15 protein-coding genes are annotated in these 17238 nt (G+C 74.0%); 2 read left to right on the top strand and 13 right to left on the bottom strand.

Annotated features, from left to right (window positions below):
* Positions 1-157 precede the first annotated feature (157 nt).
* Both ABID81_RS15555 and ABID81_RS15550 read right to left on the bottom strand, forming a co-directional pair.
* The gene (locus tag ABID81_RS15555) at positions 158-661 is read right to left on the bottom strand and encodes an immunity protein CdiI family protein (protein WP_354595681.1); all 504 of its coding nucleotides are present in this window, start codon (positions 659-661) and stop codon (positions 158-160) included.
* 152 nt (positions 662-813) lie between these two features.
* Positions 814-1332, bottom strand: coding sequence for a DinB family protein (locus ABID81_RS15550; RefSeq protein ID WP_354595680.1), 519 nt, complete (start codon positions 1330-1332; stop codon positions 814-816).
* 245 nt (positions 1333-1577) lie between these two features.
* Here ABID81_RS15550 and ABID81_RS15545 point away from each other — a divergent pair, with 245 nt between their 5' ends.
* Positions 1578-2663: a DUF6234 family protein gene (locus ABID81_RS15545; protein WP_354595679.1), complete on the top strand. Its 1086-nt coding sequence runs from the start codon at positions 1578-1580 to the stop codon at positions 2661-2663.
* A gap of 18 nt (positions 2664-2681) precedes the next feature.
* On the opposite strand, the gene ABID81_RS15540 is transcribed toward ABID81_RS15545, so the two are convergent.
* Positions 2682-3485 carry a nucleotidyltransferase family protein gene (locus tag ABID81_RS15540; protein ID WP_354595678.1) on the bottom strand — a complete coding sequence of 268 codons (804 nt, stop codon included), beginning with the start codon at positions 3483-3485 and terminating at the stop codon, positions 2682-2684.
* 130 nt (positions 3486-3615) lie between these two features.
* Here ABID81_RS15540 and ABID81_RS15535 point away from each other — a divergent pair, with 130 nt between their 5' ends.
* Positions 3616-4590, top strand: coding sequence for an XdhC family protein (locus tag ABID81_RS15535; RefSeq protein WP_354595677.1), 975 nt, complete (start codon positions 3616-3618; stop codon positions 4588-4590).
* Between the two features lie 62 nt (positions 4591-4652).
* Here ABID81_RS15535 and ABID81_RS15530 read toward each other — a convergent pair whose 3' ends face one another.
* The 10 genes from ABID81_RS15530 to ABID81_RS15485 all read right to left on the bottom strand — a co-directional run bounded on the left by ABID81_RS15530 (position 4653) and on the right by ABID81_RS15485 (position 16914).
* Positions 4653-6785, bottom strand: coding sequence for a xanthine dehydrogenase family protein molybdopterin-binding subunit (locus ABID81_RS15530; RefSeq protein ID WP_354595676.1), 2133 nt, complete (start codon positions 6783-6785; stop codon positions 4653-4655).
* Positions 6782-7921, bottom strand: a complete 1140-nt coding sequence (locus ABID81_RS15525) for an FAD binding domain-containing protein (protein WP_354595675.1) — start codon at positions 7919-7921, stop codon at positions 6782-6784. Before ABID81_RS15525 ends, ABID81_RS15530 begins: the two co-directional genes overlap by 4 nt.
* Positions 7918-8532: a 2Fe-2S iron-sulfur cluster-binding protein gene (locus tag ABID81_RS15520; protein WP_354595674.1), complete on the bottom strand. Its 615-nt coding sequence runs from the start codon at positions 8530-8532 to the stop codon at positions 7918-7920. The genes ABID81_RS15525 and ABID81_RS15520 overlap by 4 nt, the downstream gene beginning before the upstream one ends.
* A 116-nt stretch (positions 8533-8648) precedes the next feature.
* Positions 8649-8894, bottom strand: a complete 246-nt coding sequence (locus ABID81_RS15515) for a hypothetical protein (RefSeq protein ID WP_354595673.1) — start codon at positions 8892-8894, stop codon at positions 8649-8651.
* 116 nt (positions 8895-9010) lie between these two features.
* Positions 9011-11212 carry a hypothetical protein gene (locus tag ABID81_RS15510; RefSeq protein WP_354595672.1) on the bottom strand — a complete coding sequence of 734 codons (2202 nt, stop codon included), beginning with the start codon at positions 11210-11212 and terminating at the stop codon, positions 9011-9013.
* Between the two features lie 64 nt (positions 11213-11276).
* Positions 11277-12332: a glycoside hydrolase family 130 protein gene (locus ABID81_RS15505; RefSeq protein WP_354595671.1), complete on the bottom strand. Its 1056-nt coding sequence runs from the start codon at positions 12330-12332 to the stop codon at positions 11277-11279.
* Positions 12333-12431: 99 nt separating this feature from the next.
* A complete protein-coding gene (locus tag ABID81_RS15500) occupies positions 12432-13343 on the bottom strand; it encodes a carbohydrate ABC transporter permease (protein ID WP_354595670.1) in 912 nt (303 codons plus the stop codon).
* Positions 13340-14353, bottom strand: coding sequence for a carbohydrate ABC transporter permease (locus ABID81_RS15495; protein WP_488628661.1), 1014 nt, complete (start codon positions 14351-14353; stop codon positions 13340-13342). The genes ABID81_RS15500 and ABID81_RS15495 overlap by 4 nt, the downstream gene beginning before the upstream one ends.
* A gap of 11 nt (positions 14354-14364) precedes the next feature.
* A complete protein-coding gene (locus ABID81_RS15490) occupies positions 14365-15666 on the bottom strand; it encodes an ABC transporter substrate-binding protein (protein WP_502915246.1) in 1302 nt (433 codons plus the stop codon).
* Between the two features lie 39 nt (positions 15667-15705).
* Positions 15706-16914, bottom strand: a complete 1209-nt coding sequence (locus tag ABID81_RS15485) for a glycoside hydrolase family protein (protein ID WP_354595669.1) — start codon at positions 16912-16914, stop codon at positions 15706-15708.
* Positions 16915-17238: the final 324 nt, after the last annotated feature.

Genomic DNA, 17238 nt, shown 5'->3' with positions numbered 1-17238 from the left:
GGGGGGGGGGGGGGGGGGGGGGGGGGGGGGGGGGGGGGGCGGGGGGGGGGGGGGGGGGGGGGGGGGGGCCCCCCCCGGGGGGGGCGGCCCCCCGGGCTGGGGGGGGGGGCCCCCCCCCCCGCGCGGGGGCGACAGCGGCGGCGGGTACGGGTCGGCCTCAGTCGGACGGGCGGTGGGTGCCGGGCGAGGGGTGCTCGCCCGGGGACGGCCTGAAGCGGGTGCCCGAGAGCGGTGCGTAGGCGTACCAGCCGCCGTCAGGGTGGCGGGCGGCGATCTCGCGCGCCTCGGCCTCCGCCTGTGCGGCGCGGTCGTGCAGGGCTCGAGCGGCGCGCGGGTTTGTCGGGGGTCCAGACGACCAGTGGATCGTGCGACCCCCGACGACGAGGTGCACCTCGACTCCGTCGCCGAGTTCGCCCGCCAGGCGATCGGCCAGGGCGGCGCCCGTCCGGGCGAAGGCCCGGGCGTCGGCGGGATCGTGCACCCGGACGCCGGGGTCGAGCCGCGTCCGGTGGCAGGCCTCCCACGCCCGCAGGTCGGCCTCGAGCCCGGGCGACAGGCGTGCGTCGGCATGGTCGAGGGCGCCGTCGGACCACAGCACCGTGCCCGCGAGGTCGGGGACGACACGCACGATCAGCCGGCCGTCTGCGGAACGTTCGGTCATGGCGCGAGCCTGGCCGCGCCTCCTCGGGGTGCCGGTCGGGACGTCGATCCGTCGGCCGGACGTCGAACCCTGCACGTCGGCCGTGTGACGCGAGCGGCGAGACCGGGCGGCTGTCGCCCCGTCAGCGGTGGGACAGGGCCGCGGGCCCGGCGTCAGCGGCGGACGTCGTGCAGGTGGTGCACGGGGTCGTGCACGAAGTAGCGGGCGAGGGAGTCGACGGTGAAGGCCGAGCCGTCGCTGCGGAGGCCCACCCGGTCGAGCTGGTCGTCGCGCACCGCCTCGAACGCGTCGGCGACGACGGCGGCCGCCGCCACGAGTTCGTCGGCCACGACCGCAGGCTGCTGGGCGGCGTAGTCGTCGTCGAGCGCCGTGGCGTCCTGGTCCCAGTTCGCGAAGGTCGGGGCGTCCTCGGCGAGCATCAGCCGGAGGCGCGCGTCGAAGGTGCGGAACACGTCGCGCACGTGCGCTCCGTACTCGAGGGGGGACCACGTGGCGTCGTCCGGACGCGTGCGGGCGTCGGGTCGGGCGAGTTCGGCGGGCCAGGCGGCGGCGTTCTCGCGGACCAGGCGCGGCACGTCGCGGAACGCGACCCGGGCGGGGTCGAAGCCGCAGTCGGGGCAGGGGCGGTCGAGCACCCAGGTCCAGTTCTTCGTGTCGGGCGTGATCGGCATGAGATCGACGCTAGGGCGCGCGGCACGGGGGCTGCCATCGAGATGCTGCCGTCGTGCGTGCCGCGGCGGTCATCCGCCGAGCCCACGATGAACCCGGTTTCGACGGATGAACCCGGAAGCTTCCGGGTTCATCGATCGAAACCGGGTTCATGGGGCGGACGGGGAGGCGCGGGGCGGGTCGGGACGGGGCCGACGTCCGTCGTCGGGATGACGTCTGCCAGGCCAGCCGCCGCTAGCGTCTACCCATGACGAACACTCAGCCCGGGGGCCGGCCGGCGGGGGCGGCGGCGAGCCCGCGCCGACGGGTCGACCGGCACGAGGTCGCCTGGGTGGTCGGCACCGCGGCGGCCCTGATCGTCGCCGGACGGGTGCTGTTCACGGTGTCGGCCTCGGCCGGACGCACCGTCGCCTCGCTGCTCGAGCTGCCCGAGGCGCTCGCCCGCGTCGGGCTCGTGCCGTTCGTCGTCTGGGCCCTCCTCGCCGTGTTGGTCGCCCGGCGGTGGTCGGACGCCACCCCGTCGCGCCGGGCCTGGCTCTACGTCGCCGCGGCGGCCGTCGCCCGGGCGGGCGTCGAGCTGACGGTCGGGTCGGGCGTCACGTCGGGCATCCGGGCCGGTTTCTCGCCTTACACCCTGCCCACCCTGGTCTTCGTCAGCCTGCCGTTCGCCGCCACCGTCGGCTTGGCGGCGTTCGTCGTCCTCGCGGCACGGTCGGGACGGGGCGATCGCGAGTCGACGGGCCAGGCCACACCTGCGGCCGCACGCGCGCCCGGAGACGCGCCCGGGCCGGTCGGACCCGGGCCGGTAGGACTCGAACCGGTAGTACCCGAACCCGTCGGACCCGAACCCGTCGGACCCGCATCGGCCGGACCCACCCCCGTCGGCGCGGCGGCCTCCCCGGGGCCTGCGGCACCCCCGGCCGGCGTGAGCCGTCCCCGCGAAGGCCGCTCCACCGTCCACCGCGTCGCCGTCGTCGTCGAGGCCCTCGCCCTCGCGGCGGGCGTCCTGCTGATGCTCTCGCTGGCCGGGCAGTGGTTCTCGGCCGAGTTCAGCCTCTTCGGCGACCCTCCGACCGTCAGCGACGACGCCGCGGCCGGCTGGCTGAGGACCCTCGTCGCCTGCCTCGCCTGTCTCGTCGTCGCGCTGTTCGCCGCGATCACCGCCGGTCATCGTGGCGCCGTGGTCGCGACCGTCGTCGTCGCCGGGCTGGTCGTGGTCGGCGCGGTCGGCGCGCCCGTCCCCGGCGACCGGTGGGAGTCCCCCACCCCCCGCCAGGAGCCCCTGCCCGCGAACTACACCCCGTGCTTCAGCGGCAGCGGGAAGTGCAACTGACGCTCGGCCGGTGCGGGGTCAGGTGGGGGCGTCGACGTCGCAGCCGTCCCAGAGGTCGGAGCAGTCGACCGGTTCGGCGGCGTGGGCCGTCAGGTAGGGACCGGCCCCGCGATCTCCGGTGAGGGACGCCACGAGGTCGGCCCAGTGGGACCGTCCGACCACGACGGGGTGACCCGGGCGTCCGCCGAACACCGAGCGCCGCAGCGCGGTCTGGCCGAGCGGCGCGTCGACGGCCACGGGCGACAGCAACCGCGAGACGGCGGCCGACGGCAGACCCGGGTAGTCGACCAACGTGACGACGGCGAGCCGCGCCTCCTCGGGGTCGGACACGGCGAGCGCGGTCAGCCCGGTGGCGAGCGAGGCGGCGAGGCCGTCGGTCCAGTCGTCCGCGACGACGACCGACACGCGCGCCGGGGCGTCCGACCCGAGGAGGCGCGGGTCGGCCCGGGACGCGTCCGTGGCCTCGGTCGACGCCGGCGTCTCGACGGGCAGGAGGCGCGGGTCGGCGGCCAACAGCGCCCGTGCCTCGTCCTCGCCCGCACCGAGCACGACGACGACGCGGTCGCAGCCCCCGTCGAGCAGGGTCGCCACCGTGCGGGTCAGCCAGGGCCCGTGCTCGTCGACCACGAGCGCCTTCGGGCGGCCCATGCGCGTCCCGGCCCCGGCCGCGAGCAGCAAGCCGACCACGCCTCCCTCCGACGAGTCCGCGCCGGGCGCGACCGTGCCAGGTGCGCCCGCGCCGGATGCGCCCGTGCCGGGTGCGTCCGCGTGCGACGGGCCGGTGCCCCCGGCGGCGCGGGTCGGGCGGGCGTCGTCGGGCATGCGGACAGGGTAGCCGGGGGCTCGGTCGGGCTGTCCACGCGGCGAACGTCCGGCGGCGTGACGTGCCGCCGACCCCGGGCCGTGGCAGCATCGAGGTCTGGCGCCGCCCGACGCCGACCCGAGGAGTCCCGTGTTCGAGATCGCCGACCGCCTGCTGGCCCGCCTCGACGCGGGCGAGCGCCTGGCCGTGGCGACGGCCGTCTCGGTGGTGGGCAGCGCCCCGCGCACGGTCGGCACCTCGATGGCCGTGACGACCGACGGCACCGTGATCGGCAGCATCTCGGGCGGCTGCGTCGAGGGCGCGGTGTACGAGATCTGCACGCAGGTGCTCGACGACGGCGTGGCCCAGCTCGAGACCTTCGGCTTCAGCGACGAGACGGCCTTCGAGGTCGGCCTGAGCTGCGGCGGACGCATCGAGGTGCTCGCCCGACTCGTCACGCCCGACGACGCCGTGACGATCGCGGCCCTGCGCGACGCCGCCGCCGGCCGTGAGGCCACCGCCCACGTGGTGCTCGGGCCGGTCCGCACCGGCGAGGTCGTGCCGACCGTCGACGACTGCGACGGCCTGAGGGTCTTCGGCGAGCGCTCGGTGCCTCCGCCGCGCCTCCTCGTCTTCGGAGCCGTCGAGTTCGCCGTGGCCCTCTGCAACGCCGGGGCCGTGCTCGGCTACCGGGTGACGGTGTGCGACCCGCGACCCGTCTTCATGACCCCTGAGCGGTTCCCCTCGGCCGACGAGGTCGTCGTCGAGTGGCCGCCGAACTACCTGGCGCGCACCGAGGTCGACGAGCGCACGGTCGTCGCCGTGCTCTCGCACGACGAACGCTTCGACGCCGACCTGGTCGCCGCGGCGCTGGCCTCACCGGCGGCCTACGTCGGGGCGATGGGGTCACGCGTGACCCACGACCGACGCATGGCGGCCCTGCGCGAGCGGTCGGTCGGCGACGAGGCGCTGGCCCGCCTGCACTCGCCCATCGGGCTCGACCTCGGCGCGAGCACGCCCGAGGAGACCGCCGTGTCGATCCTGGCCGAGGTGCTCGCCGCACGCTCGGGGGCCTCGCGGGCGCCGCTGCGCGACCGCGACGGCAGCATCCACCTGATCGGCTGACGCGACCCACGGGCGGGAGGCGCGGCGTCCGCCGACACCGCGCCTCCCGCCGGAGGGGCCGGTCAGTACCGCGTGGGCAACTCGGCGAGCAGCTTGTCGGGCTGGATCGGCAGGTCGCGCACCCGGATGCCGGTCGCGTGGGCGACGGCGTTCGCCACGGCCGCCGCGGCCCCGACGTTGCCGATCTCGCCGATGCCCTTGCCGCCCATCGGGGCGAGGTGCGGGTCCTCTTCGTCGAGCCACTCGACCTCGATCGACCCCACGTCGGCGTTGGCCGCCACGTGGTACGTCGCGAAGTCGTGGTTGCCGTAGTCGCCCTGGGTCGGGTCGAGCATGCCGTGCTCGTGCAGCGCCATCGACAGGCCCATCGTCATGCCGCCGGCGAACTGCGACCGGGCGGTGCGCGCGTTCATGATGCGCCCGGCCGCGAAGACGCCGACCATGCGCGGCACGACGATCTCGCCCGAGTCGAGGTCGACGCGCGCCTCGACGAACTGGGCGCCGTACGCGAACCGCGAGTGGTCGCTCATGGTCGCGATGTCCTCGGCGATGTCGACGACGACCTCGAGGCCTTCGGGAGGCACGGGCTGGCCCTGCGCCAGCAGCTCGGTCACCTGCCTGCTCGCCTTGGTGACCGCCCACCCCCACGACGCCGTGCCCGACGACCCGCCGGCCACGCCGGCGGTCGGCAGCCTGCTGTCGGCGATGTGCAGGTCGACCAGGTCGAGCGGCACGCCCAGCTCGGAGGCGGCGATCTGCGCCATGACCGTGCGGGCGCCCTGGCCGATGTCGGTCGCGTTGACGCCCACCTCGAACCGGCCGCCGGGCAACGCGGTCACCCGGGCACCCGCGGGCATGACGCTCGCGGGGTAGGTCGCGGCGGCGACGCCCGTGCCGACCAGCCAGCGTCCGACCCGGCGCACGCCCTGGCGGGGGTCGCGGCCCTCCCAGCCGAACAGCTCGGCTCCGCGCCGCAGGCAGTCGACCAGGTGCCGACTGCTGAACGGCTGGCCGGTGTGCGGGTCGACCTCGGGCTCGTTGCGGACGCGCAGCTCGACCGGGTCGAGGTCGAGCTTCGACGCCAGTTCGTCCATCGCCGACTCGACGGCGTAGACGCCCGGCGCCTCGCCCGGCGCGCGCATCCAGCGCGGCGTCGGCACGTCGAGTCGGGCCAGGCGGTGCGTCATGAGACGGCTCGGCGCGGCCCACAGGTGACGGGTCGGCTCGGCGGTCTGCTCGGTGAACTCCTGCAGCGTCGACGAGTGCGAGTAGGCCTCGTGCGACAGGGCCGAGAGGTGCCCCTCGGAGTCGGCGGCCAGCCGGACGCGCGAGATCGTCGGCGTGCGGTAACCCGCGATCGCGAACATCATCTGGCGCGTGTAGGCGACCTTCACCGGACGACCGGTCCGCATCGCTCCGATCGAGGCGAGCACCACGACGGGGCGTGCCGAACCCTTCGAGCCGAAGCCGCCGCCGACGTGCTCGGCCCGCACGCGCACGGCCGACGGGTCGAGCGAGAAGAGCGTGGCGAGCGTCGTCGCCACGCCGCTGGTGCCCTGGTTCGAGTCGAGCACGTCGAGCTCGCCGTCGACCCAGGTGGCGACCGTGGCGTGCGGCTCCATCGGGCTGTTGAACAGGGCGGCGGTCTCGTACGTCTCGTCGATGGTGACGGACGAGTCGGCCATCGCCGCGTCGACGTCGCCCTGCGAGGTGTCGGTCTCGAAGCCCGCGTTGACGGTCTCGGGAGCGTAGAGCGACGGGTGGTCCGTGCCGAGCACGACGTCACCGGGGCCCACGTCGTAGTCGAAGGTCAGGGCCGAGGCCGCCTCGCGCGCCGTGTCGAACGTGTCGGCCACGACGAGCGCGACGGGCTGCCCGCGGTAGGCGACGGCGGCCGACTGCAGCACGAGCAGCTCGCCGTCCTCGGCGTCCTCGAGGTGCGGGGCCTGCTCGTGGGTGATCACGTCCTGCACGCCGGGCATGGCGAGCACCTCGTCGCGGTTCGAGCCGGTGATCGTGCCGGTCGTCACCGTCGACTGCGCGATCCAGCCGTAGAGCACGCCGTCGGGCGTGTGCTCGTAGGTGTAGCGGGCGGCACCGGTCACCTTGTCGCGGCCCTCGAGCCGGGCGACGGGGGCGCCGAGACCGGTGGGGACGCTCGTGTCGACGGGCGTGACGACGTCGACGGCGGTCATGCGGCGCTCCCCTCGGTGTCGGAGCCGGCCTCGGTGTCGGCGGCGGTCGCCGGCTCGACGTCGGCCGCGACGTGCCGGTGGCCCCCGTTGGCTCCCGTCGGGCGGAACGGAGAGGGATCGACGCCCTCTCCCGTGTCGTCGGCCTCGTGGTCGAGGCCGGCGAGCTCGCTCAGCACCCCGACGACGAGGCGGGTCAGCAGCGCGACCTTGAAGGCGTTCTGCTCGGTGGTCGTCGCGGCGGCCAGCTCGAGCTGCGCGGCGGCCGCGAACGAGGCGGGCGTCGCCGGCGAGCCGACCAGCGCGTCCTCGGCCTTGCGGGCGCGCCACGGCACGGGCGACGCGGCCCCCAGGGCGATGCGGACGTCGGTCACGAGGCCGGCGTCGTCGACCGACAGCGCGGCGGCGACCGAGCCCAGGGCGAAGGCGTACGACCGGCGGTCGCGCGCCTTGCGGTAGGTCGAGTTCGTCGCGACCGGCAGTGCCGGCAGCTCGACCGCCGTGATCAGGGCCCCGCTCGGCAGGTTCGTGTCGCGGGTCGGGTCGTCTCCCGGCTCGCGGAAGAACTCGTCGACCGGCAGGCGCTGCTCGCCGTCGACCGTCTCGAAGACGACCACGGCGTCGAGGGCGGCCAGGGCGACGGCCATGTCTCCCGGGTGCGTCGCGATGCAGAGGTCGTTGACGCCGAGGATGCCGAGCTCGCGCGACAGTCCGGCGATCGCGCCGCACCCCGTGCCGGGTTCGCGCTTGTTGCAGGGCTTCGTGGTGTCCATGAAGTAGGTGCACCGGGTGCGCTGCAGCAGGTTGCCGCCGGTCGTCGCCTGGTTGCGCAGCTGACCCGAGGCCGCGCTGACCAGGGCACGGGTCAGGGCCGGGTAGCGGGTGCGGACGAGCGGGTGGGCGGCGAGGTCGCTGTTGCGGACCCCCGCGCCGATGCGCAGCCCGCCGTCGGGCAGCTCGTCGACGCCGCCGAAGTCGAGGCGGCTGACGTCGACCAGCAGGTCCGGACGCTCGACGCCGAGCTTCATCAGGTCGACCAGGTTGGTGCCGCCGGCCAGGGCCTTGGCGTTCGGGGTGCGGTCGAGGATGGCGACCGCGGAGGCGACGTCGGTCGCCCGCTCGTACTCGAACGTCTTCATCGGGTGGCTCCCTCGGTGGCGGCGTCGTGCGCGCAGGCCGCGTCGTGCACGGCCGGGACGATGTTCAGGTAGGCCCCGCAGCGGCAGAGGTTGCCGCTGAGGCGTTCGCGGACCTCCTCGTCGTCGAGGTCGATCTCTCCGTCGGTGATGTCGGTGGTGACGTGGCTCGGCATGCCGGCCCGCGCCTCCTCGAGCATGCCGACCGTCGAGCAGATCTGGCCCGGCGTGCAGTAGCCGCACTGGTAGGCGTCCCGGTCGAGGAACGCCTGCTGCACCGGGTGGAGGGCGTCGCCGTCGGCCAGGCCCTCGACCGTGGTGACGTCGCTGCCCTCGGCGCTGACGGCCAGGACGAGACAGCTGTTGGTGCGACGTCCGTCGACGAGCACCGTGCAGGCGCCGCACTGGCCGTGGTCGCAACCCTTCTTCGAGCCGGTCAGGTCGAGTCGCTCGCGCAGGGCGTCGAGCAGCGACGTGCGGTTGTCGACCTCGAGCCGGTGCGGGCTGCCGTTGACGTCGAGCGTGATCGTCGTGGTGGGCACGCCGGGCGGGTTCGCACCCGTGCCCGTCGTCGCGTTCGGTGGACTGGTTTCTGCGCTGACCTGGGACACCATGCGTGCACGGTATGCCCGGGGGCGGGCGGGCGCACGGGTGCTGTCCCGTTTGCGAAGCGCGTGGGGAGGAGGCGCGGGTCGGCCGCCGCGGACGGCCCGCCGACCCCCACCCCGCGTCAGTCGGCCTTGCCCGGGCGGACCTTGGCGGTGTCGGCGACGTCGATGCGGGTGACGCCGTCGCCGCGGTCCTCGGTCGTGATGCGCGGTGCCGCGTCCGACTCGTCCGACTTCGGGGCACGGGTGAGCTGGTCGTGCCGCTTCTCGTCGTCGGTCATGCCGGTCGGGTCGTGGTCGACCGGGTGCCCAGGGCTCGTGTCGCGGTCGGCGTCGTCGGGACCGGGGGCCTGGGTGTCGTCGCTCATGCGCTCGACCGTACCCGCGCCTCCTGCGGTCCCGGCGCGACGAGACCCCAGGAACCCGCCGAGACCCTTGCGCGCGGCGTGGGGTCTGAGCGGGTTCCTGGGGTCTCGGGGGCGCGCTAGCGGGTGAGGACGGCGAAGCCTCCGGGCTTCACCACGATCACGCTGCGGCCCTGGACGTCACGCTGCTGCACGAGGCGGCCCTGCGCGTCGTACGACGACAGCGACGACCGGCTGCCCCGCACGCCGACCGAGGTCGGCAGCGGCAGGCGCGAGGTCGACGACACCAGTTCGGTCGTCGTCGCCCGCCCGTCGGCCGCCGTGCCGGCGAGCACCAGCCTCTGCACGAGCGGGCGCACGATCAGGCCGTCGACGACGGTCGCGTTCCGCCCGGCGGTCACGGTGATCGTCGTCGCCCCGGCACCGATCGGCACCGGCAGGGTCTGGGGCAGCAGGGCCCCGGAGGCGGCGGTCACGCCCTGGGCGCCGGCCTGCGTCGTCAGCGTCCCCAGGGGCACGCGACCCGACTTCCAGACCGACGTCGACCGGACGCCTTCTGCGGCCAGCAGCACGGGCTCGACGTGCCGCAGCCCGGAGCCCGCGGGCACCGTGATCGTCGCGCTCTGCCCGGGCTCGAGACGCAGGGCCGAGCCACCGCTGTACTGCGACTCGCCCGTCCAGGCCGAGTCGGGCGTGACGACGGTGCCCGTCGTGGTCGACGCCGTCTCGGCCTCGACCACGGTCAGGCCGTCACGCGAGGTGACGCTCGTCAGGCCCTGCGCCTCGGCCGAGACGTCGGGGGCGCCGTCGAGCGCGATCATCGACAGCAGACCGTGGATCGTGCTCTCCGCGCCGCTGTTGCGGTTGACCGTGCCGTCGGCCTGCACGCCGTCGTAGGTCACTCCCGTGGCGCGGTCGTACACGGGAGCGCCCGAGCGGTTGGTGCCGAAGTACCAGCTCGCGGCCACCGCCGCGATGCGCCTCAGCCCCGGGGCCGTCGACCCCTTCGGGTCAGGGCCCTTCGCGTCAGGGCCCTTCGCACCCGGTCCCGTCGCACCCGGGCCGGAGCCCTGGCCGACACCGGAGCCCGAGCCCGACGCCGACGCCACGGCGAGCGCCGACTGCAGCCGCGAGTCGGCCCCGTAGGCGATCTGCGTCTGGTCGACGGGGGTCGGGTACCAGGCGTTGTCGGGCCCGCTCGCGGTGAGCAGGGTCGTGGTGAACGACGTCTGGTCGAGCACGGCCGGCTTCAGCAGGTCGGGTCGACCGAGCAGGGTGGAGGCCCTGGCCAGGGCGACGGGCATCTGCGACGACCAGGCGTGCCACATCGAGCGGGACTTCGCCCAGGGCAGCACGGCTCCGTACGGCCAGGTCTGCCCGTCGCCCGACGACATCGCCGCGACTCCCTCGGCGAGCTGCGTCAGGGCGGTCCGCGCGGCCGCGTCCCCCGGCGCGACGGCCGAGTAGGCGGTCAGCCCGAGGACGGCCTCGGACGAGGCGTCGGCCCCGTCGACGATCAGCCACGCGGGCACCTTCACCCCGTCGGCCACGTCGTACTCTCCGTAGTGCGACAGCGTGTCGCGGTTCAGGGCCGTCACGCCGAGCTGCAGCCGCTGCTGCAGGAACGCGGCGAACGCGGGGTCGCTCTGCGCGAAGGCGGCGTAGCCCTCGCCGAAGGCCCAGATACTGCGGGCCAGCCAGTAGCTGTTGCCGCTGTCGGACGGGTCGGGCAGCTCGACCGGCACGGGGCTGCGGTTGAACGTGCCGTCGGGCTGCATCCAGAGCACGACGTTGCCGGCGGCGTCGCCGGTCGTGGTCTGGAAGTACGCGGTCGCGCGCAGCAGCTCGTACGCCTTGTCACGGCTCGCCTCCGAGCCGGTCTGCTTCCAGTCGCGCAGGTAGACGACGGCCGCTCGCGACACGTCGTCGCTGTTGTAGGCGCCCTGCCCCCAGTAGCCGGTCGCGGGGTCGAGCGGGCCGCCGCCCACCCGGGCGAAGGTGCCGCCGTCCCGGGCGTCGGCGTAGGTCCACGGCAGGGTGAGCGCCGGCTCGACGTCCTGCCGGTACGTCGAGTGCCCGGCCTCGGGCGCGGGCGTCGCCTGGTCGAGCAGGAAGTCCAGGTGCGCCAGGTTCGTCAGCGGCGCGACGGCCGGCGTCGTGGGCGCACCGCCCGGCACGGCGGGTGCGGTCGGTGCCGTCGTCGGCGCGGCCGCCGGCCCGGGAGGCGCGGCGGCAGCCGGCAGCGCCCCCGTCACCCCCAGCACGGTCGCCAGGGCCGCGGCCAGTGCCGCGCCCGTCCATCGTGGGTTGCGTGCGATCATCGTCGACCGCCTCCTTCTTGTCGTTGGTCTCTGGGGTGACGCGCGGCGCGGACCCGGGCGCGGGTCAGGCCCGGTCGAGGCGGGCGACGCCGATCTTCGAGTCGGCCATGCCGTAGAAGACGACGTCGACGCCGTCGATCTGCTCGATCGCCGTGGGGAACACCACGTTCGGCACGATGCCGTCGCGCTCGTCGGCGGTCTCGGCCTCGAGCAGCGGCACCTCCGACCGGGTGACCACGCGGGACGGGTCGTCGGCGTCGAGGATCATGCCGCCCGCGGCGTAGTTCACGTTCTGCTGCTGGGCGAAGGCGTCGTCGATCACGCCGGTGACGCCGTGGTGCAGCAGCAGCCAGCCCTCGGGCACGCGGAGCGGGGGCGGGCCGCCGCCGATCTTGAGCTCCTCGAAGGGGAACGCCGGCCCGGCGACGAAGCGGTGCTGCCCCCAGCGGGCCAGCGCCCGGGGGTCGGCCGCGACGGCGTCGACCGGCACGTAGCTGATCCAGATCGAGTGCCGCCCGTCGGTGACGCCGGCCGGCAGCGGGCTGCCCTCGCCCGGCACCGTCGCCCCGATGTGCCACATGGGCCGGTGCAGCACGGCGAAGCTGCGCACGCCGTCGGGTGCCGTGACGGCCTCGGGGAAGAACACGGTGTCCTTGTTGTGGAAGAGCCCGAGGTCGGTGTCGAGCTCGTCGACGTACTCGAACGTCGCGGGGCCGAGCCGACGCCAGTCGCGCAGGTCGTCGCTGACGGCCACGGCCGTGCGCGGCCCCAGCGGACCGTAGGCGACGTAGGTCATGACGTGCACGCCGAGCTCGGCGATCCAGGTGACGCGGGGGTCCTCGACGCCGGAGTGCGTGGCGCCCCGTTCCCACCCGCGGTCGGGTGCGAGGACGACGCCCTCGCGGGCCACGCCGACCGGCACGCCGTCCTCGACGACGACCCGGGCCAGGCCGACGCGCGACACGTTGCCCGCGGCGACGAGTCGCGGCAGCAGGTACAGCTCGCCGTCGGGCCCGCGCCCCGAGCCGGGGTTGAGCACCCCCTCGGCCTCGTCGGGCGAATCGGGGTCGGGGGTCATCACGACGCCCAGGCGGGTCAATCGGTAGGGGAAGTCAGCCATGGGGGGCCTTTCGGGTGGAGGGAGCCGAGGAGGCGCGGGGCGCGGGGCACCGGCACCGCGCCTCCTCGACGGGGTCGGGACGGCGGCGTGCGAGGGCGGTCAGCCCTTCACGCTCGAACCGACGTCGGTCGAGATGAAGTAGCGCTGGAACACGATGAAGAGCAGGACGACCGGCGCGGCCAGCACGACGGCACCGGCGAGGGTGGCGCCGAACGGGTTCGCCGCCGTCGCCGCGACGTTGCTGATGTAGTTCGCCAGCGAGACGGCCAGGGGCTGCATCGAGGCCTCCTTCGTGATGAGGAACGGCCAGAGGAACTCGTTCCACGGGCCGATGAAGGTCAGCAGCAGGGCCGTGACCAGCGCGGGGCGCACGAGCGGCAGCGCGATGTTCCACAGCAGCCGGAACTCGCCGGTGCCGTCGATGCGGGCCGCCTCGAAGAGCTCCCTCGGCAGCTGCAGGAAGTACTGCCGGAAGATGATCACCGCCGTCGAGTTGATGGCGAACGGCAGGATCATGCCGAGGTAGTTGTCGCTCAACCCGTAGTTGCGCGCGATCAGCACGTACAGCGGGATGATCAGCAGCTGGAACGGCACCACCTGCACGAGGAGCGCCAGGGCGAAGGTGACCCCGCGGCCCCGCCACTGCAGCACGGCCAACGCGTAGCCGACCAGCACGCCGAACACGAGGGTGCAGGCGAGCACGCCGACCGTGAAGATGCCCGAGTTGACCAGGCCGGTCAGCAGTCCGATGCGGCTGTCGATCGCGGCGTAGTTCTCGACCGTCAGGTTCGACGGGTGCGGGAAGGCACCCGCCACGGTCGGGTCGGGCTTGGTCTGCAGCGACCCGATCACCATGTAGTAGAAGGGGAACAGGAAGGCCAGGGCGCCGATCGCGAGCACGACGCCCCGCAGCGTCGTCTGGGCACGGGTCAGCGGTGGCTTCTTCGCCACCCGCGGGGTGCGGGCGGGGCTCGCCCCGGGGGTCGGGGCGTGGTCGTCGACGAGCGTCATCGTTCGTCCTTCCCACCGGCGAACCGGTTCTGCAGCAGGGCGATGACCAGCACGAGGATCACGAGCACGACGCCGATGGCGGCCGCCTGGTCGGGGTTCCCCTGCTCGATGCCCTTCTGGTACATCAGCAGCACGGGCGAGGTCGACGCGCCGTTCGGCCCGCCTCCCCCGGTCAACAGGTACGGCTCGGTGAAGAGGTTCGCACCCGTGACGGTCGAGACGAGGAGCACGAGCACGGTGGCGGGCCGGACGCCCGGCACCGTGACGGTGAAGAACGACCGGATCGGGCCGGCACCGTCGCTCGACGCCGCCTCGTACAGCTCCTTCGGCACGTTCTGCAGTGCCGCGAGGTACAGCAGGATGTAGAAGCCGAGCTGCTTCCACGTGACGAACAGCGCGATCGAGGGCATCGCCCAGGCCGAGTTGATCAACCACGACGGCGTGGGGGCCAGCGGCCCGAGCACCTGGTTGACGAGTCCGTCGCCGTTGAACAGGAACAGCCAGACGGCGACCACCGCGACGCTCGCCGTGAGGTACGGCACGTAGAACGCCACCCGCAGGAAGCCCCGGAAGTGCACGACCCGGTCGAGCGCCGTGGCGAGCACCATGCTCAGCACGACGGTCAACGGGACGTTGATCACCAGGAAGACGCCGACGTTGCCGAACGAGCGGATGACCGCCGGGTCGGTGAACGCGGTGACGAAGTTGTCGAGGCCGACGAAGGGGCGGGCGACGACCGCGCCGGGGGCGGTGAAGAAATAGTCGTGGAACGCGATGTAGACCGCGTAGACCAGCGGGTACGCGAACACCGCCAGCACGAACACCAGGTACGGCGCGCTGAACAGCAGGCCGAGCGGGTTCTTGCCGAGCAGGCCGCCCCGGCGACGCCCGCGCGGGTCGTCACCTCGGCGACGGCCCGCCCGGTGCCCCGAACCGGGGCCTCCCGAGGAGGCGCGGTGCGCCTCCTCGGAGCGGCCGGCGGTCGGCGACGCTGCCGCCGCCTCGTGCACGGTGGACACGATCAGCCCTGCGCCGCGAGCTCGTCGATCTTGTCCGCGGCGTCCTTCAGCGACGAGTCGACGTCACCCTTGCCGAAGATCACGCTGTTCGACCACGCGTCACGGAAGGCCTGCAGCTCGGCGACCGTGTTCGGGCCGGCCGGCACCTCGACGGTGCGCGCGGCCTGGTCGCCGAAGAGCGCGTACGACGGGTTCGCGTCGAAGTAGTCCGAGTAGGTCGAGGCCAGGTCGGTGCGGATCGGCATCTGGCCCGTGGTCTCGAGCAGGGCGCGGTCCTCGTCGCTGCTGGTCGAGAACTTCAGGAAGTCCCACGCCGTGCCCTGGTTCTCGCAGGCGGTGTACATCCCGACGTTCTTGGCGTCGCTGAACGTGTAGGTCTCGTCGGCACTCGTGCCGTCCTTGGTCGGGACGGGCACGGCACCCCAGTTGACGTCCTTGTAGACGGAAACGGCCCAGGGTCCGACGATCGACATCGCGGCCTCGCCGTCGGCGAACGAGTCGCCCGTGTACTGCTCCTGACCCGCCAGGCCCTGCTCGTAGAGCGAACGCCAGAAGGTCGCGACGTCCTCGCCCGCGGTGTCGGCGAAGGTGGCCTTGCCGTCCTCGACGAGGCCGGTGCCCCCGGTCTCGGCGGCGTAGAGCGGCATGAAGTCGAACTGCGACTGGAAGAACTCGCTCGTCGGGGCCGGGTGGATGGCGTACTTCGAGACGCCTGCGTCGACGAGGGTCTTCGAGGTCGCGAGGAAGTCGTCGTAGGTCGACAGGCTCGGGTTCTCGGCGTCGAGCCCGGCCTTCGTGAAGAGGTCCTTGTTGTAGAAGATCATCACCGGGTTGGACTTCCAGGGCAGCTGGTAGTACTTGCCGTCGGCGTCCTGGTACTGCTTCGCGAGGTCGCCGCTGCGCTCCTCGATGTAGCTGGCGCCGTCGGGGAAGCTCGACAGGTCGACGAGGCCGCCCTGCTTCTGGAACTGCCCGACCGCGCTCGGGGCGGTGTTGTAGACGAGGCAGGGCGCGTTGCCGGCCGTGATGGCCGCCCCGATGACCTCCTCGCTCGACTTGCCGGCGGGGATCTCCTGCCCCTTGACCTGTTCGTCGGGGTGGTCGGCGTTCCAGGCCTCGACCATGGCCTTGCCCCAGCTGACCTCCTGCTCGTTGTTCGAGTACCAGATCGTGATGGGGCCCTTGGCGGTGAGGGCGTCGCTCGAGGCGCCGCCTCCGCCCGAGCAGGCGGTCAGGCCGAGGGCGGCGACCAGGACGGTGGCGCCGAGGGTGGCGCGGCGGGTGAAGCGTGTGCGTCGTTGCACGGTGTTCTCCTTGGGTGGGGGGTGGGTGCTGCGGTGCGGCTAGGGGGTGGTCTCGGGTGCGGGGGTGTCGGGTGCGGCGGTGTCGGGTGCGGTGCGGTAGAAGTACAGGTCGCGGTGGCCGGCGGGGGCGTCCCAGCCCTGTGCGAAGGTCCACCGGCCGCCGACCTTCTGCAGGCCGCCCCAGCTGAGCGAGCCGCCCGGCGTCAGGGCGAGCTGGTCGAACGGCCTGGCGACGTCGTAGAGCACCTGGCTCGCGGCGAAGACCCCGTCGACGTCGTGGAACACGTCGAGCACGAGCCGACCGTCGCCCGTCACGACGGCCGCGGCCACCTCGTGCAGGTGCCCGCCGACGTCGGACAGGTCGAGGTAGGGCACGGGCTCGAAGGTCCACCGACGCAGGTCGTCCGAGCGGCCGACGTGGAGCACGCCGTCGAAGCCCTCGCTGACGAACATGAGGTACTGCCCGGGGTCGTCGGCCGAGCCGGTGCCGCCGAGCCGGACGGCGTCGCCGTGCTCGTCGCGCGGGATGACGGCGCCCTTGGCCCAGAGCCTCGTCTGCTCGTGGTCCGCGATCGGCCCGAGCTTCTGCCAGGTGACGAGGTCGTCGCTGACGGCCAGCAGCACGTCGATGCCGACCGCCTGCACGGGGTACCCGGTGCTCGGGTGCGCGACCCGCGCCTCCTCGGTGATCGGGAAGACGCCGTTGTAGAAGAGCCAGAAGCGGCCCTCGGCCCGGTAGACCTTGGGGTCCTCGGTGCCGTAGAGCTCGTCGTCGAGGGTCGGGCGGACGACCGGGTTGGCCGGGTCGTCGACCCAGCCGGCCCCGGGGGCGGGCCGACCGTCGGGCGCGAGGGCGAGCGTGGCGTGGCCGATGCGGCTGCCGAGGCTCTCCTTGCGGGGCGAGGCCCGGTAGAAGAGGTGCAGCGTGCCGTCGTGCTCGATCAGGCTGGGGTTGTAGAGGGAGTCGCTCGTCCACCCGATGCCGTCCGGGTCGGGCCACTGGCCGTCGAGGGTGAAGGTGAACGCCGGGTCCGCGGCGAAGGGGCCGACGGCCCAGTCGGGGCGGTCGGAGCCGTAGGCGGCCGGGCTCGAGAAGGTCAGCTGCGAGAGCGCGCCCGTCAGCTCGTTCCGGTGCACGAGGGCCTCGTCGAGCACCGTCCGGAGGCGCTCGCGCGTGAGCGGGACGAGGTACGGCGTCGAGGCGGCCCGGGCCGCGTCGACGACGGTCGGGGGAACGGTGGTCGTCATCGGGGGGCACCCACTTCGTCGTGTGCGGTCTCGCTGGTCTACCGAAACGTTTCGGTAGACCGAGAAGCTAGCACGGAGACGGCCCGACCGGAACCCCCGCCCGCGTCGTCGCCCGAACCGCGCCTCCTGACCTGACGCGACGGGCCCCTGCTGCAGGTCGCACCACCCTCGCGGGGGGGGGCCCCCCCCCCCCCGGGGGGGGGCCCGCGCGGGGGGGGGGGGGCCCCCCCCCCCGGGGCCCCCGGCCCCGGGGGGGGGGGGGGCCCGGATGCGGGCCGCGCACAGCCCCCCCGCGGCCGCTGGCCAGAGGGTAGCGCAAGAACA

Source organism: Frigoribacterium sp. PvP054 (genome assembly GCF_040547465.1).
Classification (GTDB): domain Bacteria; phylum Actinomycetota; class Actinomycetes; order Actinomycetales; family Microbacteriaceae; genus Frigoribacterium.
This window is presented reverse-complemented; position numbering and strand designations above follow the sequence as displayed.

Bases quoted from the DNA above. Each gene is read 5' to 3' on its own strand.
- ABID81_RS15555 (WP_354595681.1), bottom strand. From the start codon at position 661: ATGACCGAACGTTCCGCAGACGGCCGGCTGATCGTGCGTGTCGTCCCC.
- ABID81_RS15550 (WP_354595680.1), bottom strand. From the start codon at position 1,332: ATGCCGATCACGCCCGACACGAAGAACTGGACCTGGGTGCTCGACCGC.
- ABID81_RS15545 (WP_354595679.1), top strand. From the start codon at position 1,578: ATGACGAACACTCAGCCCGGGGGCCGGCCGGCGGGGGCGGCGGCGAGC.
- ABID81_RS15540 (WP_354595678.1), bottom strand. From the start codon at position 3,485: ATGCCCGACGACGCCCGCCCGACCCGCGCCGCCGGGGGCACCGGCCCG.
- ABID81_RS15530 (WP_354595676.1), bottom strand. From the start codon at position 6,785: ATGACCGCCGTCGACGTCGTCACGCCCGTCGACACGAGCGTCCCCACC.
- ABID81_RS15525 (WP_354595675.1), bottom strand. From the start codon at position 7,921: ATGAAGACGTTCGAGTACGAGCGGGCGACCGACGTCGCCTCCGCGGTC.
- ABID81_RS15520 (WP_354595674.1), bottom strand. From the start codon at position 8,532: ATGGTGTCCCAGGTCAGCGCAGAAACCAGTCCACCGAACGCGACGACG.
- ABID81_RS15515 (WP_354595673.1), bottom strand. From the start codon at position 8,894: ATGAGCGACGACACCCAGGCCCCCGGTCCCGACGACGCCGACCGCGAC.
- ABID81_RS15510 (WP_354595672.1), bottom strand. From the start codon at position 11,212: ATGATCGCACGCAACCCACGATGGACGGGCGCGGCACTGGCCGCGGCC.
- ABID81_RS15505 (WP_354595671.1), bottom strand. From the start codon at position 12,332: ATGGCTGACTTCCCCTACCGATTGACCCGCCTGGGCGTCGTGATGACC.
- ABID81_RS15500 (WP_354595670.1), bottom strand. From the start codon at position 13,343: ATGACGCTCGTCGACGACCACGCCCCGACCCCCGGGGCGAGCCCCGCC.
- ABID81_RS15485 (WP_354595669.1), bottom strand. From the start codon at position 16,914: ATGACGACCACCGTTCCCCCGACCGTCGTCGACGCGGCCCGGGCCGCC.